Genomic DNA, 17973 nt, shown 5'->3' on the forward strand with positions numbered 1-17973 from the left:
GGTCCGGCAATCGCTCAGAGGGCAATCGGTAAGAGGATTGTCAGAACGCTCTCCGGCGGGCGGCCCAGCGCGGCCCTTTCGCCGTTGATCACGATCGGCCGCTCGAGCAGGATCGGGTTGTCTGCGATCGCCGCGATCAAGGTGGCCCTGTCCAGAGCCGAATCGGCGAGGCCGAGTTCCGCGTAGACCGCCTCCTTCGTCCGCATCACTTCCCGGGGCTGCTTGCCCAGACGCTCGAGGATTCGGCCGATCTCGGCCGCCGACGGCGGCGTCTTCAGGTACTCGACGACTTCAGGCTCTATGCCCCGGTCCTTCAGCAGCTGAAGGGTTTGGCGGGACTTGCTGCAGCGCGGGTTGTGCAGGATCTTCACGGTCATTGAGCGGTGCCCCGGTTTGTTCGGCTAGAGCGGATCGAATCCGGATCTGTCCTAGAGCGGATCATGTTTAGATGGAACCACTTCGTGGTTGCCAACCAAACATGTGAATCCGCTCTACATCCTAGGTTTAGAGCAGATTCACCGGGTTGATGGATCACCCGTGGCGATTCCATCAAACCCGGATCTGCTCTAGGACCGACATGTTGCCGCGGGGGACAAAGAGAGTCGATCAAAGACAATTGGATCGGCGGCGTTTTTCTATAGGATCACCGCCAATCAGAGAGACAGGCAGGAAAGCGCAGGGGCATGACCCGCTACTCCGTTTTCAGCTTGGTTTCCAAGGCCTTCGGCGGAAATCGCTCGTGGCCCCGCGCATGGCGCGATCCGGAACCCAAGCCGCACTACGACGTCATCATCGTCGGCGCCGGCGGCCACGGCCTGGCGACCGCCTACTACCTGGCCAAGAATCACGGCATCAGCAGTATCGCGGTGCTCGAAAAGGGCTATCTCGGCGGCGGCAACACGGGGCGCAACACCACCATCGTCCGCTCGAACTACCGGGAGAAGGGCAACACCGGGTTCTATGAGTGGTCGGTCAAGCTGTGGGAGGGCCTCAGCCACGACCTGAACTACAACGTCATGTTCTCCCAGCGCGGCCAGCTCAACCTCAGTCATTCGCCGGCCGCCCTCGACGCGGCCGTGCGCGGGGCGAACATCATGCGGCTCAACGGGATCGACGCCGAGCTGCTGACCCGCGAGGAGGTTCAGCGCCGGGTGCCCTTCCTCAATTTTTCGCCCAACGCCCGCTTCCCGATCTATGGCGGAATCTGGCAGGGACGCGCCGGGACGGCGCGCCACGACGCCGTCGCCTGGGGCTACGCGCGGGCGGCGGACCAGCGCGGCATCGACATCCTCCAGCAGTGCGAGGTGACGGGCTTCCTCAGCGAGGGCGGCCGGATCACCGGCGTCGAGACCACGCGCGGGGCGATCCGCGCCGACAAGGTCGGCCTCGCCGTCGCCGGCCACACCAGCCACCTGGCCCAGATGGCCGGCTTGCGCCTGCCGATCGAATCCCACCTGCTGCAGGCCTTCGTCAGCGAGCCCCTGAAGCCCATGATCGATTGCGTCGTCGCCTCGGGCGGCGCGCACTTCTACATCAGCCAGTCCGACAAGGGCGGGCTGGTCTTCGGCGGCGATCTCGACGGCTACAACTCCTACGCCCAGCGCGGCAACCTGCCGCTGGTCGAGAATGTCATGACCATGGCCAAAGCCCTCGTGCCCTGCATCTCGCGGCTGCGCCTCGTGCGCCACTGGGGCGGCGTGATGGATATGACCATGGACGGCAGCCCGATCATCTGCAAATCGCCGATCGAGGGCCTCTACATCAACGGCGGCTGGTGCTACGGCGGCTTCAAGGCGACGCCCGCCTCGGGCTGGTGCTTCGCCCACACAATCGCCAACGACGCGCCCCACAAGCTCAATGCCGCCTTCACGCTGGACCGCTTCCAGCGCGGCTACCAGATCGACGAGAAGGGCTCGGGCCCCTATCCCAAGGCCCACTAGAACGCCCGCAACGAGAGACCGGCCATGTTGCGAATCAACTGCCCCTTTTGCGGGCTCAGAGACTTCACCGAGTTCACCTACGGCGAGGACGCCAGCCTGACCCGCCCCGAGTGGGGCAGCGAGGACATGCAGGCCTGGTACGAGTACGTCTTTCTGCGCGACAACCCGCGCGGCCGGCACACGGAGTTCTGGCACCACGTCAACGGCTGCCGCCAATGGCTTCGGGTCGAGCGGGACACCGTGACGCACGAGATCTACTCGGTCGAACCCGCGCGCGACACGGTCCCCGGCCGGCCGAGCAAGGCGGCGGCTGAATGACAGGCTCCGCGCGCCTGGCGAGCGGCGGCCGGATCGATCGCGGCGCGCCGATCTCGTTCCGCTTCGACGGCAAGCGCTACAGCGGCTTCGCCGGCGACACGCTGGCCTCCGCGCTTCTTGCCAACGGCGTCGGCCTGTTCGGCCGCAGCTTCAAGTACCACCGGCCGCGCGGTGTCTTCTCCGCCGGGGTGGAGGAGCCGAGCGCCCTGGTCACCCTGCGCGAGGGGGCGCGGCGCGAACCGAACCTCCCGGCCACCGCGGTCGAGCTCTACGAAGGACTGGAGGCGGAGAGCCAGAACCGCTGGCCCTCGCTCGCGTTCGACGCCATGGCGGTCAACGGCCTGTTCACCCCGTTCTTCTCGGCAGGCTTTTACTACAAGACCTTCATGGGCCCGACCCGCAAGTCATGGATGCTCTTCGAGCCCTTCATTCGGCGGGCGGCCGGGCTCGGCACGGCGACCAAGGAGCCCGACCCCGACCACTACGAGAAGGCGCACGCCTTCTGCGACGTGCTGGTCGTCGGCGCCGGCCCCGCCGGCCTCGCGGCGGCCCTGACCGCCGGCCGGGCGGGCCTGCGCGTGCTGCTGGTGGAGCAGCAGGCGGAGCCCGGCGGCGCGCTGCTCTCGAACCCGGCGGCAGCGCCCTGGCTGGCCGAGGCGCTGGCACAGCTGGACGGCCTGGCCAACGTCCGGGTGATGGCGCGGACCACGGCCTTCGGCTACTACGACGGCAACACGCTGGGCCTGATCCAGCGGGTCTCGGACCACCTGGCGGCGCCGGCGGATCACCAGCCGCGTCAGCGCTACTGGGTCGCGCGGGCCCGCGAGGTCGTGCTGGCCACCGGCGCCATCGAGCGGCCCCTGGTGTTCGCGAACAACGATCTGCCGGGGATCATGCTGGCCTCGGCCGCCCGCAGCTACGTCAACCGCTATGGCGTGCTGCCTGGCCGCGACGCCGTGGTGTTCACCAACAACGACGGCGCCTACCCGGCGGCCCTGGATCTCAAGGCCGCCGGCGCCAAGGTCACTTTGGTGGACAGCCGGGCCGAGGTCGCGGCCGACCTGCGCGCCCGGGCCGAGGGGCAGGGGATCGAGCTCCTGCTCGGCCACGTGGTGGCCTCGGCCGGCAAAGGCTCCCGCTTGAAGTACGCCGACCTCGCGCCGCTCGGGGCCGACGGCGCCGCCGGGACGGCGCAGCGCCGGCCCTGCGACCTGCTCTGCGTCTCCGGCGGCTGGCAGCCGACCGTTCACTTGCACAGCCAGTCCAGGGTGTCGCTCGACTTCGACGAGACCATCGCGGCCTTCGTGCCGGGCCAGCTGCGGCCAGGCCAGCACAGCGTTGGGGCTTGCCAGGGCGTCTTCGATCTGGCCGGCTGCGTCGCCGCCGGGGTGGCCGCCGGGCGCGAAGCCGCCGGGGCTTTGGGCGCCACGGCCTCCATACCGGACCTGCCGGCGCCCGAGGTCGACGAGCCGGGCGTCGGGCGGCTCATGCCGCTCTGGCGCGTGCCCAAGGCGGCGGGCGCGAAGGGGGGCAAGGCCTTCCTCGACCTGCAGAACGACGTCTCGGCGAGCGACATCGACCTCGCCCACCTGGAGGGCTACGTCTCGGTCGAGCACATGAAGCGCTATACCACGCTCGGCATGGCGACCGACCAGGGCAAGACCTCCAACGTCAACGCGCTGGCGATCATGGCCGAGCGGCGCCAGGCGACGATCCCCCAGGTCGGCACCACGACCTTCCGGCCGCCCTTTACCGGGATCGCCTGCGGCGCCCTGGTCGGCACGGCGGTCGACGACCACATCCATCCGCTGCGCCTCTCGCCGATGCAGGACTGGCACCGCGAGAACGGCGCGGTCGACGTCCAGGCCGGGCCCTGGATCCGGCCCTGGTACTACCCGAAGCCGGGCGAGGACCTGGACGCGGCCTACCGCCGCGAGGCGGCCGCCGTTCGCGAGACCGTGGGCCTCGTCGACGTCTCCAGCCTGGGCAAGATCGACGTCCAGGGGCCCGACGCCGCGGAGTTCCTCAACCGGGTCTACGTCAACGGCTGGAAGGCGCTGGCGGTCGGCAAGGCGCGCTACGGGCTCATGCTGCGCGAGGACGGCATCGTGATGGATGACGGCACGACGTCGCGGATCGCCGAGCACCACTATTTCATGACCACGACCACGGCCAACGCCGGGCGGGTCATGGCCCATCTCGAGTTTCTGCTGCAGACCGCCTGGCCCGATCTCAAGGTGCAGGTCACCTCGGTGACCGACCAGTGGGCCGGCATGGCCGTGGCCGGGCCGAACAGCCGGGCGCTCCTGGCCGACGCGGTCTCCGATATCGACCTCGGCAACGAGGCCTTGCCCTTCATGGGCGTCGCCGAGGGCCACGTCGGCGACATCCCGGTGCGGATCTTCAGGATCAGCTTCTCCGGCGAGCTGGCCTACGAGGTCTTCACGCCGGCGGGCTACGGCACGGCGCTTTGGGAACGCCTTCACGAAGCCGGCCAAAACCACGGCCTGGTGCTCTACGGCCTCGAGGCCCTGGGGGCGCTCAGGGTCGAGAAGGGCCACGTGGCCGGGCCCGAGCTGGACGGCCGCACGACGATCGGCGACCTCGGCCTGGGACGCATGGCCAGCACCAAGAAGCCCTTCATCGGCAGCGTCCTGATGCACCGCGAGGGCCTGAAGCGCGAGGACCGCCCGACCCTGGTCGGCCTGATCCCGGAGGACGGCGCGGCGCGTCTGCGCGCCGGCGCCATTCTCCACGAATCGGGCAAGACGCCCGAGGGTCACGGTCTCGGCCACGTCACCTCGGTCACCTTCAGCCCGGCGCTCGGCCACTACGTCGCCCTCGGCCTGCTCGCGGGCGGCATGGCGCGGGAAGGGGAGGTGGTCCAGGCGGTCTACGCGGTCAAGGACCAGAGCGTCGCCGTCAAGGTCGCCTCGCCCCATTTCGTCGATCCGGAAGGAAAGCGCGTCTATGCCTGAAGCCCGCTCGCCTCTCGCCGGCTTCTACCGGCCGGGCCGGACCGGCGCCGCCGACGGCGCGCCCGGCGTCGGCATCGCCGAGGTCCGCGGGCTGGACCTGGTCCAGGTGGTTGGCTGGCCGGACGGCTTCGACGGCGTTTCCGCCGCGGTCTCCGAGGCGGTCGCCTGTCCGCCGCCGCCGGACTATCGGACCGCGGCCGTGGCCGGCCCGGTGACGATCTTCATGACCGGGCCGGAACGCCTGCTGATCGTTGCGCCGGAGAGCCACGGACTCCACGACAAGCTGGCCGGGCGTCTGCCCGCCGACCAGGCGGCGGTAACCGGCCTCGGTCACGGCCGCGCGGTTCTGCGCCTCTCGGGTCCGGCCGCGCGCGACGTGCTGGTCAAGGGGCTGCCGGTCGACATCGACGACAGCGTGTTTCCCGCCGGCGCCTTCGCCCAGTCCATGCTGGAGGAGGTCGCGACACTGGTCCACCGCCGGCCGGACGAAGGGGGCCAGCCGGTCTTCGACATCTACGTCACGCGCAGCCTCGCGCACATCGTCTTCGCTTGGCTCCAGGAAGCCGCCGCGGAGTTCGGCTGCGCAGTCGGGGAACCGCTTTAATGGGGCCGATGGGAAGTTGGAGGCAAAGGGGGCGGTGAGGTGAGTGGCGACAAAGAGCTTAGACGGCGCAATCCCGACGGCGGCACCGCGCCTCTGACCGACTGGGGGGTCGACTCGGAGTACGGCCTGCTGCGGGACGTTCTGCTCGGCTCGGCCGACAACTACCGCTGGCTCGAGACCAGCTCGATTTCCAAGGCGACCCTGCGCCGGGGCGACAGCTTCGACAAGCAGGCCGCCATGCGCCAGCACCGGGAGATGGTCCAGGCCTACGAGGAGGCCGGGGTCACCGTGCACTGGCTGGAGCCCGACGAGGACCTGCCCTACCAGGTCTACGCCCGGGACTCGAGCTTCATGACTCCCTACGGCGCCGTGGTGACCCAGATGAACCAGTGGTGGCGGCGGGGTGAGTACGGTCCGGTGATCCGCTTCTACCGAGAGAAGGGCATCCCGATCTACGACATGGTGACGGCCGCCGCCTTCGAGGGCGGCGACTTCGACATCATCGAGCCCGGCTGCGTCCTGATCGGCCATTGCGGTCACCGCACCCAGGAGCCAGCGGCGCGCCAGGTCGCCCGCTGGTTCGAACGAGAGGGCTGGGAAGTCAAGCTGGCCCCGATCGCCGAACACTACGTCCACATCGACCTCATGGTCTGCATGCTGGCCGAGAAGCTGGCCGCGGTCTGCCTCGACACCACGGAGCCCGACGTCGTGGACTGGCTCAAGGCCAAGAAGATCGAGATCGTCCCGGTGGGCTACCGCGAGACCATGGAACTCGGCTGCAACGTGATGTCACTGGGCGACGACCGAGTGCTCTCGACCGCGAAGAACAAGGACCTGAACGAGCGCCTGCGCGCCCAGGGCTTCACGGTCTACGATCCGGAGGTCGATATCTTCACCCGCGGCGGCGGCGGCGTGCACTGCATGGCCCAGGCGCTCAGGCGCGACCCGAGCTGAAGGGAACAAGAAACCAAATCACCCTCACCACGACCCTCTCCCGAGCGGAGAGGGATGCAGCCGCGCGAACGGCAGGGTGAGGGTCTTTTGGTAACTGGTTCCAACTACTCGATCATGGGCAGGTTGAGGCCCTGCTTCCTGGCGCAGTCGACCGCCTCTTCATAGCCGGCATCCGCGTGGCGCATGACGCCAGTGCCGGGGTCGTTGGTCAGCACCCGCTCCAGGCGTCGGTCGGCGGCCTCGGTGCCGTCGCAGACGATCACCATGCCGGCGTGCTGGGAGAAGCCCATGCCGACGCCGCCGCCGTGGTGCAGGCTGACCCAGGTGGCGCCGCTGGCGCAGTTGACCAGTGCGTTCAGCAGCGGCCAGTCGGAAACCGCGTCCGAGCCGTCCTTCATGCCCTCGGTTTCCCGGTTCGGGCTTGCGACCGAGCCGGAATCGAGGTGGTCGCGGCCGATCACCACGGGCGCCGTGAGTTCGCCATTGCGCACCATCTCGTTGAACGCGAGACCGAGCCGCGCCCGCTCGCCCAGCCCGACCCAGCAGATCCGCGCCGGCAGGCCCTGGAACTTGATGCGCTCGCGGGCCATGTCGAGCCAGGTGTGCAGGTGAGGGTTGTCGGGGATCAGCTCCTTGACCTTTGCGTCGGTCTTGAAGATGTCCTCGGGCTCGCCGGAGAGCGCGGCCCAGCGGAACGGGCCGACGCCGCGGCAGAACAGCGGCCGGATGTAGGCCGGCACGAATCCGGGGAAGTCGAAGGCCTTCTCGACCCCCTGGTCGAGAGCGACCTGGCGGATGTTGTTGCCGTAGTCGAAGGTCGGCACGCCGGCCCGCTTGAAGGCCAGCATGGCCTCGACGTGCTTGGCCATGGATGCCTTGGCCGCGGCGATCACGGCTTCGGGCTCGCTCTCCTGGCGGCTCTCCCACTCGTCGAGGCTCCAGCCCTCGGGCAGGTAGCCGTGCAACGGGTCGTGGGCCGAGGTCTGGTCGGTTAAGAGGTCGGGCCTGACGCCGCGCTGGAACAGCTCCGGCAGGATCTCGGCGGCGTTGCCGAGCAGGCCGATGGAGCGGGGCTTGTTCTCGGCGGCGGCGGCTTGCACCAGGTCGAGGGCCCGGTCGATGTCGTCGGTGCTGGTGTCCAGGTAGCCGGTCTCCAGGCGCTTCTCGATCCGGCTCGGACGGCATTCGATCGCCAGAACCGAGGCCCCGGCCATGGTCCCGGCGAGCGGCTGGGCGCCGCCCATGCCGCCCAGGCCCGCGGTCAGGATCCACTTGCCGGTCAGGTTCCCGCCGTAGTGCTGACGCCCGGCCTCGACGAAGGTCTCGTAGGTGCCCTGCACGATCCCCTGGCTGCCGATGTAGATCCAGGAGCCGGCGGTCATCTGGCCGTACATCATGAGCCCCTTGCGGTCGAGCTCGTTGAAGTGCTCCCAGTCGGCCCAGTGGGGCACCAGGTTGGAGTTGGCGATCAGGACTCGGGGCGCGTCCTCGTGAGTCTTGAACACGCCGACCGGCTTGCCCGATTGGACCAGGAGGGTCTCGTCGCCCTCCAGCTCCTTCAGCACCTTGACGATGGTGTCGAAGCAGGCCCAGTCGCGCGCCGCCCGGCCGATCCCGCCGTAGACCACCAGCTCCTGGGGCTTCTCGGCGACCTCGGCGTCGAGGTTGTTCATCATCATCCTGAGCGGCGCCTCGGTCAGCCAGGACTTGGCGTTGAGCTCGGTGCCGCGCGGCGCGCGGATCACCCGGCTGTTGTCGAATCGCGGGTCTTGGCTCATCTCGTGCCTCCCCCGGCGGGGCCGGTCCATTGCTTGCTGGGACGACCAGTTAAGCCGACCGGCGGCGCCGGGATCAAGCGAGCAGCGTCACGGCAGGGCTTCGGGCCGAGGAATCTCCGGCAATCGGACGCCCCTTCGCGCATTCGGGCCCGCCGAGCTTCCGGAAGGTCTGGACAGGCCGCGCCAGTTTCCCTATAACCGCCGCCGGTCCGTTCGGTGCCGACGCCCAGGTAGCTCAGTTGGTAGAGCACTGCACTGAAAATGCAGGTGTCGGTGGTTCAATTCCTCCCCTGGGCACCATTCCCGAGACCGCGGCGGCGCCCGCCCCACATGGTCAATCCCAGCGAAGCGGTGCATAGCAGGACCCGCAGTGCGGCGTCCCAGCCGCCGCGAAGAGCGCCAGCAACCCGAAGCCGATCGCAAGGGCCTGAAGCCTCTCCCTGGGTAACCCCCGCCCCGCGGCGGGCCCCTCACGCGCCCAACCGCAGGGGCACGACGCGCTTGTAGATCTCTATGGCGACGATCAGCGAGACGGCCATCATGGCCACGGTCAGCCAGTCGGCCCAGGAGATCGGCTGCACGTCCAGGATCGTGCTCAGGCCCGGCATGTGCATGGCCGCGATGTGCAGGCCCTGGGCGCCGGCGACGGCCCAGAGGAGAAACCAGTTGTCGGAGAGCGGCACCTGGAAGACCGAGCGCCGCTCGGAGCGGGCGTTCAGAACGTGGGCGTTCTCGAACAGCACCATGAGGAGCAGAACCATGTTGCGCGCCTCGGCCTCGGCCATGCCCTGGGTCAGGCACCACTCGAAGAAGACGAAGGCCATCGCGCCCATGTAGGTTCCGGCGGTCAGGACCTGGCTGACCATCCGCCGGTCGAAGAGCGCCTCGCCGGGCGGCCGCGGCGGCCGCTTGCCGATGTCCGGCTCGGCCTTCTCGAAGGCCAGGGCCATGTGCTGAATGCCATTGGTCACCAGGTTCAGCCACAGCAGCTGCACGGCGAAGAGGGGGATCGGCCGGTCGAAGACGATCGCCAGCAGGAAGAGCACGATCTCGCCCAGTCCCGTGGCGACCAGCAGGAAGATCAGCTTGCGAACGTTGTCGTAGGCGACCCGGCCTTCCTCGATGCCCGCGACGATCGAGGCGAAGTTGTCGTCGGTCAGTATCAAGTCCGCCGCGCCGCGCGCCACGTCGGTGCCGCCGAGGCCCATCGCCACGCCGATGTCGGCGGCGTCGAGCGCGGGGGCGTCGTTCACGCCGTCGCCGGTCACGGCCACGACCTCGCCGCCCCGCTGATAGGCGGCGACGATGTCGAGCTTCTGCACCGGCTCGACCCGGGCGAAGACCCGCGCCTCGGCAACCCGCCGGTCGAAGTGATCGTCCGGCCGGTCGTGCCGCGCCAGCTCGGCGCCGGTCACGACCTCGCGAGGATCGCTGGCGATGCCGAGCTCCCGGGCGATCGCCAGGGCCGTCCCGGGATGATCGCCCGTCACCATGCGCACCGAGATTCCGGCCATGCGGCATCGCTCGATGGCCTCCGGCACCTCCGGGCGCACCGGGTCGATCAGGCCAGCCAGACCGAGAAAGGTCAGGCCGGACAGCGCGTCGGCTGACACCGCGCGGGCCTCTTCCAGGGTGGCGGGGCCGCGCGCCACCGCCAGAACGCGGTAGCCTTGGGCAGCCATGCGGTCGGCCTCGACCCGCAGCTGCTCGGCGTCCGAACCACTGCACAACGGCAGGATCACCTCGGGCGCGCCTTTCACATGGACCACGGCGCCGTCGCCGGGCGCCTCGGGTTGATCGCTCGACCGGGCCGGGACGGCAAAGGCGGCGGCGAAGCGCCGCGCCGGCTCGTAAGGAATGGCGCTGACCTGCGGCGCGTTCCGGCGCAACTCGTGGACGTCGATCCCCGCCTTCGTGGCCGCCACGAGAAAGGCGACGTCGACGGTATCGCCCAAATGCTCGGTGCCCTCGGCGGTGAACCGCACCGTGGCCTCGTTGCAGAGCGCGGCGCTCTCGACCAGGGCGCGGAACCGGCTCTCGGCCTCCCCGGTCAAGGTCTTTCCGTCGGAGGTCGGCGCGCCCTCGCGGCCGTAGCCGGCGCCGCTGATCTGAATTGCCGGGTCGGGTGTCGACCCGGAGAAGGTCAGAACTTGCCGGACCATGAGCTCGTTGCAGGTCAAGGTGCCGGTCTTGTCGCTGGCGATCACCGTGCAGGTGCCCAGGCCTTCGACCGCGGGCAGGGCGCGGACGATCACCCTGCGTTTCTGCATGCGGTGTGTCGCGACGGCCAAGGCGATGGTGATCGCTACCGGGAGGCCCTCGGGAATGGCGGCGACCGCCAGGGCGACGGCGATTAGGAACACGGTGATCAGCGGAGTCCCCTGGAGCAGCTGGGCCACGGCGATGACCGCGATCAGCACCATGGTGACGATCCCCAGACGGCGGCTGAAGTGCTCGAGGCGCCGGATCAGCGGCGGCGGCGAGGCCGGCCCGGTCGCGAGCGCCTCGGCGATGCGGCCGATCTCGGTCCGCCGGCCGGTCGCCACCACCACGCCCTGGGCGCGCCCCTTCAAGATGGTGCAGCCGGCGTGCAGCATGTTGGCCCGCTCGGCGACCGGCGTGCGCACGTCGTGCACGGCATCGGGCTGCTTGGCGACCGGCAGCGACTCGCCGGTCAGCAGCGACTCGTCGACCGTCAACTCGTGGTGCTCGAGCAGCCGGAGATCGGCACCGATGCGGTCGCCCGATTCGAGCCGAAGGATATCGCCGGGCACCAGTTCCGCCGCATCGACCTCGACCCAGTGGCCCTCGCGCCGCACGACCGCGCGGTCCCGGATCAGCGCGTCGAGCGCCTCGGCCTCCTTCTGCGCCTTCCACTCCTGGGCCACGCCGATCACGGCATTGAGCTGGAGCACCACGAAGATGAAGCCGGCATCCAGCCACTCGCCGACCGCCACGGACACCACGGTGGCCGCCAGTAGCAGATAGACCAGGGGATTGGCGAATTGACGGACATAGATCCAGGGAATCGACGGCGGGCGCCGGCGCGGCAGGATGTTATGTCCCCAGCGGTCCAGCCGTTTCTCGGCATCCGCCGGGCTCAGGCCGTCGGGTCCGCTTCCCTGCCGGACCAGGACCGTCTCGACCGGCAGCGCGTGCCAAGTTTCGCCCCGCGTGTCCGGGGCAGGCTGAACCGGCGCCTCTTCATTCATGCGAAGATCGCTTCCGAAGTCCTTCAGTCTGCCACAGACTTTAGTACAAGGCCTGCGGCTCGCCGCCGCCTTGATGCAGAACAATCCTAGAGCGGATCGCATTCAAACGGGATCACTTCCGGATACCGGTTCAATGTGATCTGCTCTAGCGGCCGATCACTGCCGGGTGCGCAGGGGCGAGCTTTGGACCAGGGCGATTGCGATAAGCGGCGCGGCCACGGCGATCACCGCGACCGTGATCAGCAGCCAGCCGAGCTCGCCGTAGTCGGCCGGGACCGAGACCTCACCCGTGGTCCGGTCGCGCACCTCGCGGGTCACGTTGAACACCTGGTTGAGGTACTTCGTGCCCAGGCTCGAGGCCGAGAGGGCGAGGTTCGTGAAGGAGGCCATGACGGCGAAGAAGGTCGCCTTGAGGTGGGCCGGGGCGTTCTTCGCGATCCAGGCCAGCAGGGGGATCATGGCGATCTGCGCCAGGGGCGATTCGAGCGCCGTATCCAGGATGGCGATGAAGTGGGCGTCGACCACGCCGCCGGTATGCCGCGCGGTCCACTCGTGAAGCCCGTAGTAGAGGCCGATGTTGGGCAGCGATAGCAGGCCGGTGGCGATAGTCAGCAGAAGGATGACCTCTGCGATCGATTTTCTCGCCATCAAGGGCCTCAGCACCACCATGCCCGCTAGCGCCAGACAGGAGGTGATCAGGGAAAGCACCGAGAGGAACCGCTGATCGAAGCCGAGCACGTCGATTTCCCACCAGGCCACGCCGGGGCCGGGCAGGGGAACCGCACGGAACACGAAGATGATGATGGCGGTGCCGACCAGGGCGCGGCGCACCTCTGGATCCAGCTCGCGAACCAGGCGCTGCATTAGAAACAGCACGATCGTCAGAGAGCCCGCCAGGACGATCTCCTGGGCGTAGGCGAGTCCGCTCAGGCCGGTCGCCATGGTGAAGGCGACGAAGGCCAGGGAACCGCCGAATATCCACCAGTTGGGCCGGGTCCGCCCGGACTCGCCGTAGACCAGGTCGTGGATTTCCCGCTCGTCCCGGCCGTCGCGCCGCAGCGCGGCGGCCCGGCGCCGCAGCGTCACGGCGCCGAGGCTGACACCGATCACCGAGAGCACCGGGATGCCCAGGGCCAGCAGGTAGATTCCGGCGTAGATCGAGACCTTCTCGGACTCGGACAGGTTTCCGACGTCCCTGAACATAACGATGTTCAAGGCGGCGACCATGACCAAGCCGGAGATGATGGCGAAACGGCCGAGCGTCTGCATGGTGGTATGCATCGCCTTGACCTCGGCGTCGCTGTAGGGCCTGCCGTCCGGCGCGGTCGCCGGCACTGCCTCGACCGTCATGGCGTCGGCGACCGTGTCCTGGACCACGTAGCCGATCGGCGCCAAGAGGGCCGAGACGACGAACCAGGCCTCGACCCCCATGAACCGGGAAAGCACGGCGGTGTGCGCGATCAGGCCGTACATGACCCCGATGCTGAGCGCGATCAGCAGGGCGCCCAGGTAGACCAGGAGGAACTTCCAGCGCCAGATGATGTCGACCAGGTGGCCGAGCGGCATTTTCAGCGCCCAGGGGAGTCCCGCCCAGAAGGCCAGGCCGGCCAGGAAGGCCGCCGAGAGGTCGAGGTACTCCTTGATGAAGAAGGTCCCGACGATCGCGGTAAGACCCGAGACACCGGCCGCCAGATACACCATGAGCGGCGGCAGGTAGGACCAGCGGAACTGCCGGCCGAGCTCGAAGATCGTTTCGTCGATCCAGCGGACGATCGGTTTCGCAGTGTCTTCGGCGACCGGGCTCAAGACGGGACAACTCCGCTCCGAGACTGAGGCCCGGCAGTTTCGGTCAGTTGGGTCCGGAAAGTCGAGGATCCTGGCCTTTCCTTCGCCTTGCGCTGGATCAAGTCGGGCTCACCCTGTCCGGGCCAAGTTGACCGCTCGTTTCCCGCGCCGGTTCGGGAGACAGCGAAAGGTGGCTGCGCCATGGCATCGAATCAGCATCACGCGACCCTGGGCGTCCTGAGTTTCGGTTTCGCCCTTGGACTGACCTGGGCGATCCTCGTCTTCGTGCTTGGGATCGTCGCCGCCTGGCTCGGTTGGGGTGTGCCCGTCGCGGCGGCGCTGGCGAGCCTTTACGTCGGTTTCAGCCCCACTTTCGTCGGCAGCATTGCGGGCGCCGTCTGGGCTTTCGTCAACGGCCTGGTGGCGGGACTGATGATCGCCTGGCTCTACAATAGATTTCTCCTAACCCGCAGGCGCTCCCTGCAGTGACCGCGGCGCCGCCGTGCCGCGCGGCCGTTATCGCCGCAGGAGACCCTCGGCCTCGAGCCACCGGTAGCTGTCCTCGATCAGGGTCCTGAGCGGTGGGGGTCGGTAGCCGAGCTCGCGCTGGGCGAGATCCGAGACGACCTTGGCCGAGACGGTCACCATCGCGGCCCCTTCCGGGGTGAGCGCGGGTTCCTTGCCCGTCACGGCGCTCAGCATGACGTTCAGCCGCGCGGCCAGCCGGAAGACTCCGGAAGGCAGAACGACCCGGGGCGCGCGGCATCCCGTGACCTCGCCGACGGTCCGGAACAAGGCGAGAAAGGTCGCGTAGTCGCCGCCAAGAAGATAGTTCTTCCCGGTCTTTCCCCGCTCCGCCGCGGCGATGTGAGCCTTCGCGACCTCTTCGGCGAGGCAGAAGGTCCCTGCGCCCGGTGGCGCCGCGGGGATCCACTTTGTGCAGAGGTCGATGATGACGCGCGCCCAGCCTTTGCGGTCATATCGTCCCATGACATGACAGGGATTGAGGATGACCGCGTCCAGTCCCCGCGCGACCGCCTCGCGCACCTTCTGTTCGGCGAGGAACTTCGTGCGGTTGTAGTTGATCCAGGATCGGCCCCCGAGCTGCGCCGATTCCTCGCTTACAACACCCAGCTCCAGACCGAAGGTGTTCCAGGTCGAAGTGTGGACGAACCGCCGGGCCCTTGCGGCAATCGCGGCGTCCAAGACGTTCTCGGTGCCTCCGACGTTAACGGCGGTCTGCCGCGCGTCGTGACTGGTCCAGAACGAAATGTCGGCCGCGACGTGGAACACGGCATCGACCTCGCTCGGCACGGCGCGCTCCAGGGACCGCGGGTCGAGCAGGTCTCCTTGGACCAGCTGCACTGGGAACCTGCTGAGCACGGTCAGGTCGGATGTCGGCCGGTGGAGAGCCACGACGTCCCAATCCGCCAGGACGAGCTGCTCGACCAGATTGAGGCCGACGAAACCCGTCGCGCCGGTGACGAAGGCAGTCTTCTTCATTGGACGCAACCGTGCCCTTCAGCTGGATCCCGGGCCGCGCCAAGTACCAAGGGCGTCCGGCTTGTTGGAAGAAACCAAAGCATGGCCGCCCGGGACTTGTCCCAGATCAAGGCATCCGGGGCTTGCCGCACTTAGATCTCTTTGGTGATGGTCCGGAACCCGATAGGCTGCTGGGCCCGGCGATGACACGGTTGGCGAGGAGACCACGCAGTGACTCGAAAGATTATCCCCGATGTGATCGAACAGAAGCATGTCGAGACGGTGCGCGGAAAAACTTCCGCACGGCGCGCCGCGCAGATTATGCGCGAGCATGACGTCGGGGCCTTGCCGATCGTGGAAGGCGGTACCTTGAAAGGAATCATTACGGTCAACGATATGGCCTGCCGGGTTGTCGCCGCCGGACTGGATCCTGACGAGACGCCGGTCAAGGACGTCATGACCCCGGATCCCGATACGGTGGCGCCGGACACCAGCGCCATCGACGCGCTGCGCCTCATGCAGGACGGCGGATATCGCCATCTGCCGGTCGTGTCGGGCGGCCGGGTGTGCGGCCTGCTTTCTCGACGCGACTTCTTCGGTCTGGAGAAGGCGCGGCTCGACGAAGAGACCAAGCTGTGGGAGCGCATCGGCTAGCGCGCAGGAGCCGGGAGGCGAAGATGCTGAACATCGATCCGCAGACGGTCTGCTTCATAGCCATCAAGGCCCACGCCTTCGATGCCAAGGTCGAGGTGGGCGAGCCGGATCTCGGCTCGAACCCGTCGGACGAGAACATGCGCGAGGTGCTCGAAGACCGGGCGGATGATGCGACCGAGGACGAGCTGCAGGCATTGATCGACGGCCTCAACATCGACCAGCAGGTCGATCTGGTTGCCTTGACCTGGCTTGGGCGTGGCGACTTCACCGCCGGGGAGATCGAGGATGCCCGGAAGGCGGCCCGAGACGCCCACAACGAGCATACCGCGCGTTACCTCCTCGGCATTCCCCTGCTGGGCGACTATCTCGAAGAGGGCCTGTCGGCCTTGAACTACTCCTGCGAGGAGTACGAGATGGGGCGCTTGTGACCGTCGGATCCTGTCGCGTCGGGAAAGTCTGGGCAGGCTCGTGAAGAAGCGGTCGTCCCATCCGATACCGGACAAGGCGGAGGTGTCCATCGACTTTCCCGACAAGTTCTACGTCGGGTCCTTTCCGAGCGACGCCAAGTTCGAGGCCCGGGCCGAGAACGATGGCCTCTTGATCAAGCTGACCCGTGTCGGCGAGCAGCGCCGTCAGGTCGAGATCCACCTCCATCACCGCCTGCTGGCGAATATCCTGACCGAGTGGGCCGGGTCCCTGGCCGAGCAGCCGCCCATGGACGAGGACCATCGGGACACGCTGCTGACCGCCTTGGACAAGGCGGGGGACGCCCTTCGCTGACCCGTCGGCGACCTGGCTCCGCTCAGCCCGCCGCGCTTCTCAATCGGTCCGCTGTCTTCGCCAATTCCCTCAAGCCGGACGATATCTCAACCGGATAGCGGGCGTCGCTCTCGAGGCGCTGGAGCTGTGTCGGCAAACGGCGCAGCTCCGCCGACGCGTGGGCGCGCAGTTCGGCCAAGTCCGGCAGAGGCCCGACCAGCCGCCCGTCGCGCATCACGGGCCGGACCAGGGGAACCCCCTCGCTCGCTTCATCCTCCCTCGTGACGGTATCGCCCATGTTGGTGCCGCCGTTGGGATCATCCGCGCCGCTCGGGCTGTAGTGCCGATAGACCTGCTTGCGCCCGGGCCAGGTCGCCTTGCCGCTCGATACCTTACGCGTGGGCCGACCCGCATACTCCTGGAGCTTGTAGGCGCAGTCGAGCGCCGGGGCGTCGCTCGAGGTGGTCAGGCTGGTACCGATGCCGTAACCGTCGATCGGCGCCGCCTCGCGCGCGTGCACGGCCAAGGCGGCCTCGTCGAGGCCGCCGCTGGCGAAGATCTCGATTTCCGGAAGTCCGGCGCGATCGAGCAGGGTACGGACCGCACGTGCCTCGGCGACGAGATCGCCGCTGTCGAGCCGGACGCCGCGCACCTCGATCCCCGACTGCCTCAGCTTGGGCACCAGATCGATGACCTTCCGGGCCGCGGCCAGGGTGTCATAGGTGTCGAGCAGCAGGACCAGTCGATCGGGCCGCGAGCGGGCAAAATTCTCGAAGGCCGCCGCCTCGTCGCCGTGGGCTTGAATGAAGGAGTGGGCCATGGTGCCGACGATCGGGATGCCGAACGCGCGGCCGGCACTCGTCGTGGCGGTGCCGTCGAATCCGGCGATGTAGGCGGCGCGCGCTGCCAGCAGCCCGGCCTCGGCGCCGTGTGCCCGGCGCAGGCCGAAATCGATCAGCCTCTTTCCCCCGGCGGCGAGTACCATGCGCGCCGCCTTGGACGCGATCACGCACTGAAAATGCAGGAGATTGATGATGCGGGTCTCCATCAGCTGCGCCACGGGCAGGGCCGCCGCGAGACGCAGGATGGGTTCGTCCGTGAAGAACAGCGTGCCCTCGCGCATGGCGTCGACGTCGCCGTCGAAACGAAGCGCTTCCAGGTAGTCGACAAAGTCCCGGCTGAAGCGGCCGCTCTCCTGCAGCCAGGCCAGCTCCTCGGCCGTGAAACGCGCGCCGGTCAGAAAGGCGACCACTTGCTCGAGACCGGCCGCCATGAGGAATCCACGTTGCGCCGGGAGCTTTCGAACGAAGAACTCGAAGACCGCTGTCTCGGTCATACCGGCCTCAAGATAGGCCTGCATCATGTTGAGTTCATAGAGATCGGTGAGCAGCAGGCTCGATCCCAGGGCGGCCGGCAGGCCATCCGTCCCGTGCCGCCGAGGCGCGCGCGGCTCCGTTTCGCGCTCTTCCATCATGCTTATGAGGCCCTATTGGGTGCGCTATGCTTCCT

General features: G+C 68.1%; 15 protein-coding genes and 1 tRNA gene. 10 read left to right on the forward strand and 6 right to left on the reverse strand.

What is annotated here, in order from left to right; all coding sequences use genetic code 11:
- Positions 1–14: 14 nt before the first annotated feature.
- Positions 15–377 carry an arsenate reductase (glutaredoxin) gene (arsC, locus tag QNJ67_02725; protein ID MDJ0607862.1) on the reverse strand — a complete coding sequence of 121 codons (363 nt, stop codon included), beginning with the start codon at positions 375–377 and terminating at the stop codon, positions 15–17.
- 306 nt (positions 378–683) lie between these two features.
- On the opposite strand from arsC, the gene QNJ67_02730 reads away from it, so the two are divergent.
- Genes QNJ67_02730 through QNJ67_02750 form a run of 5 tightly spaced genes read left to right on the forward strand, consistent with a single transcriptional unit; the run spans position 684 to position 6794 of the window.
- Positions 684–1940 carry a sarcosine oxidase subunit beta family protein gene (locus QNJ67_02730; GenBank protein ID MDJ0607863.1) on the forward strand — a complete coding sequence of 419 codons (1257 nt, stop codon included), beginning with the start codon at positions 684–686 and terminating at the stop codon, positions 1938–1940.
- A gap of 24 nt (positions 1941–1964) precedes the next feature.
- The gene (locus QNJ67_02735) at positions 1965–2258 is read left to right on the forward strand and encodes a sarcosine oxidase subunit delta (GenBank protein MDJ0607864.1); all 294 of its coding nucleotides are present in this window, start codon (positions 1965–1967) and stop codon (positions 2256–2258) included.
- The gene (locus QNJ67_02740) at positions 2255–5236 is read left to right on the forward strand and encodes a sarcosine oxidase subunit alpha family protein (GenBank protein ID MDJ0607865.1); all 2982 of its coding nucleotides are present in this window, start codon (positions 2255–2257) and stop codon (positions 5234–5236) included. Before QNJ67_02735 ends, QNJ67_02740 begins: the two co-directional genes overlap by 4 nt.
- Positions 5229–5840: a sarcosine oxidase subunit gamma family protein gene (locus QNJ67_02745; protein MDJ0607866.1), complete on the forward strand. Its 612-nt coding sequence runs from the start codon at positions 5229–5231 to the stop codon at positions 5838–5840. The genes QNJ67_02740 and QNJ67_02745 overlap by 8 nt, the downstream gene beginning before the upstream one ends.
- Positions 5841–5879: 39 nt before the next feature.
- Positions 5880–6794, forward strand: a complete 915-nt coding sequence (locus QNJ67_02750; GenBank protein MDJ0607867.1) for an arginine deiminase family protein — start codon at positions 5880–5882, stop codon at positions 6792–6794.
- Positions 6795–6898: 104 nt separating this feature from the next.
- Here the strand turns inward: QNJ67_02750 and hutU are convergent, their stop codons facing one another.
- The gene (gene hutU / locus QNJ67_02755; GenBank protein MDJ0607868.1) at positions 6899–8572 is read right to left on the reverse strand and encodes a urocanate hydratase; all 1674 of its coding nucleotides are present in this window, start codon (positions 8570–8572) and stop codon (positions 6899–6901) included.
- A 224-nt stretch (positions 8573–8796) separates the two neighbouring features.
- Between hutU and QNJ67_02760 the strand changes: the two genes are divergently transcribed.
- Positions 8797–8872 (forward strand) — tRNA-Phe (locus QNJ67_02760).
- 170 nt (positions 8873–9042) lie between these two features.
- Here the strand turns inward: QNJ67_02760 and QNJ67_02765 are convergent.
- Both QNJ67_02765 and QNJ67_02770 read right to left on the reverse strand, forming a co-directional pair.
- Complete coding sequence (locus QNJ67_02765) at positions 9043–11784, reverse strand: HAD-IC family P-type ATPase (protein MDJ0607869.1); 2742 nt, start codon at positions 11782–11784, stop codon at positions 9043–9045.
- A gap of 156 nt (positions 11785–11940) precedes the next feature.
- Entirely contained in the window at positions 11941–13590 is a 1650-nt protein-coding gene (locus QNJ67_02770; protein ID MDJ0607870.1) for a hypothetical protein, read from the reverse strand.
- Positions 13591–13770: 180 nt separating this feature from the next.
- Here QNJ67_02770 and QNJ67_02775 point away from each other — a divergent pair, with 180 nt between their 5' ends.
- Entirely contained in the window at positions 13771–14058 is a 288-nt protein-coding gene (locus QNJ67_02775) for a bacteriophage holin (GenBank protein ID MDJ0607871.1), read from the forward strand.
- 27 nt (positions 14059–14085) lie between these two features.
- Here the strand turns inward: QNJ67_02775 and QNJ67_02780 are convergent, their stop codons facing one another.
- Positions 14086–15072: an NAD-dependent epimerase/dehydratase family protein gene (locus tag QNJ67_02780; protein MDJ0607872.1), complete on the reverse strand. Its 987-nt coding sequence runs from the start codon at positions 15070–15072 to the stop codon at positions 14086–14088.
- Between the two features lie 210 nt (positions 15073–15282).
- On the opposite strand from QNJ67_02780, the gene QNJ67_02785 reads away from it, so the two are divergent.
- The 3 genes from QNJ67_02785 to QNJ67_02795 are packed head-to-tail and all read left to right on the forward strand — an operon-like array spanning position 15283 to position 16485.
- Positions 15283–15705 carry a CBS domain-containing protein gene (locus QNJ67_02785; GenBank protein ID MDJ0607873.1) on the forward strand — a complete coding sequence of 141 codons (423 nt, stop codon included), beginning with the start codon at positions 15283–15285 and terminating at the stop codon, positions 15703–15705.
- A gap of 23 nt (positions 15706–15728) precedes the next feature.
- Entirely contained in the window at positions 15729–16133 is a 405-nt protein-coding gene (locus QNJ67_02790; protein ID MDJ0607874.1) for a DUF3775 domain-containing protein, read from the forward strand.
- Between the two features lie 40 nt (positions 16134–16173).
- Positions 16174–16485 carry a hypothetical protein gene (locus QNJ67_02795; GenBank protein ID MDJ0607875.1) on the forward strand — a complete coding sequence of 104 codons (312 nt, stop codon included), beginning with the start codon at positions 16174–16176 and terminating at the stop codon, positions 16483–16485.
- A 22-nt stretch (positions 16486–16507) separates the two neighbouring features.
- Here the strand turns inward: QNJ67_02795 and QNJ67_02800 are convergent, their stop codons facing one another.
- Entirely contained in the window at positions 16508–17938 is a 1431-nt protein-coding gene (locus tag QNJ67_02800) for a nicotinate phosphoribosyltransferase (GenBank protein MDJ0607876.1), read from the reverse strand.
- Positions 17939–17973: the final 35 nt, after the last annotated feature.

Source organism: Kiloniellales bacterium (genome assembly GCA_030064845.1).
Lineage (GTDB): Bacteria > Pseudomonadota > Alphaproteobacteria > Kiloniellales > JAKSDN01 > JASJEC01.

Bases quoted from the DNA above. Each gene is read 5' to 3' on its own strand.
- QNJ67_02765 (MDJ0607869.1), bottom strand. From the start codon at position 11,784: ATGAATGAAGAGGCGCCGGTTCAGCCTGCCCCGGACACGCGGGGCGAA.
- QNJ67_02780 (MDJ0607872.1), bottom strand. From the start codon at position 15,072: ATGAAGAAGACTGCCTTCGTCACCGGCGCGACGGGTTTCGTCGGCCTC.
- QNJ67_02775 (MDJ0607871.1), top strand. From the start codon at position 13,771: ATGGCATCGAATCAGCATCACGCGACCCTGGGCGTCCTGAGTTTCGGT.
- QNJ67_02730 (MDJ0607863.1), top strand. From the start codon at position 684: ATGACCCGCTACTCCGTTTTCAGCTTGGTTTCCAAGGCCTTCGGCGGA.
- QNJ67_02735 (MDJ0607864.1), top strand. From the start codon at position 1,965: ATGTTGCGAATCAACTGCCCCTTTTGCGGGCTCAGAGACTTCACCGAG.
- QNJ67_02745 (MDJ0607866.1), top strand. From the start codon at position 5,229: ATGCCTGAAGCCCGCTCGCCTCTCGCCGGCTTCTACCGGCCGGGCCGG.
- QNJ67_02740 (MDJ0607865.1), top strand. From the start codon at position 2,255: ATGACAGGCTCCGCGCGCCTGGCGAGCGGCGGCCGGATCGATCGCGGC.
- QNJ67_02790 (MDJ0607874.1), top strand. From the start codon at position 15,729: ATGCTGAACATCGATCCGCAGACGGTCTGCTTCATAGCCATCAAGGCC.
- arsC (MDJ0607862.1), bottom strand. From the start codon at position 377: ATGACCGTGAAGATCCTGCACAACCCGCGCTGCAGCAAGTCCCGCCAA.
- QNJ67_02800 (MDJ0607876.1), bottom strand. From the start codon at position 17,938: ATGATGGAAGAGCGCGAAACGGAGCCGCGCGCGCCTCGGCGGCACGGG.
- hutU (MDJ0607868.1), bottom strand. From the start codon at position 8,572: ATGAGCCAAGACCCGCGATTCGACAACAGCCGGGTGATCCGCGCGCCG.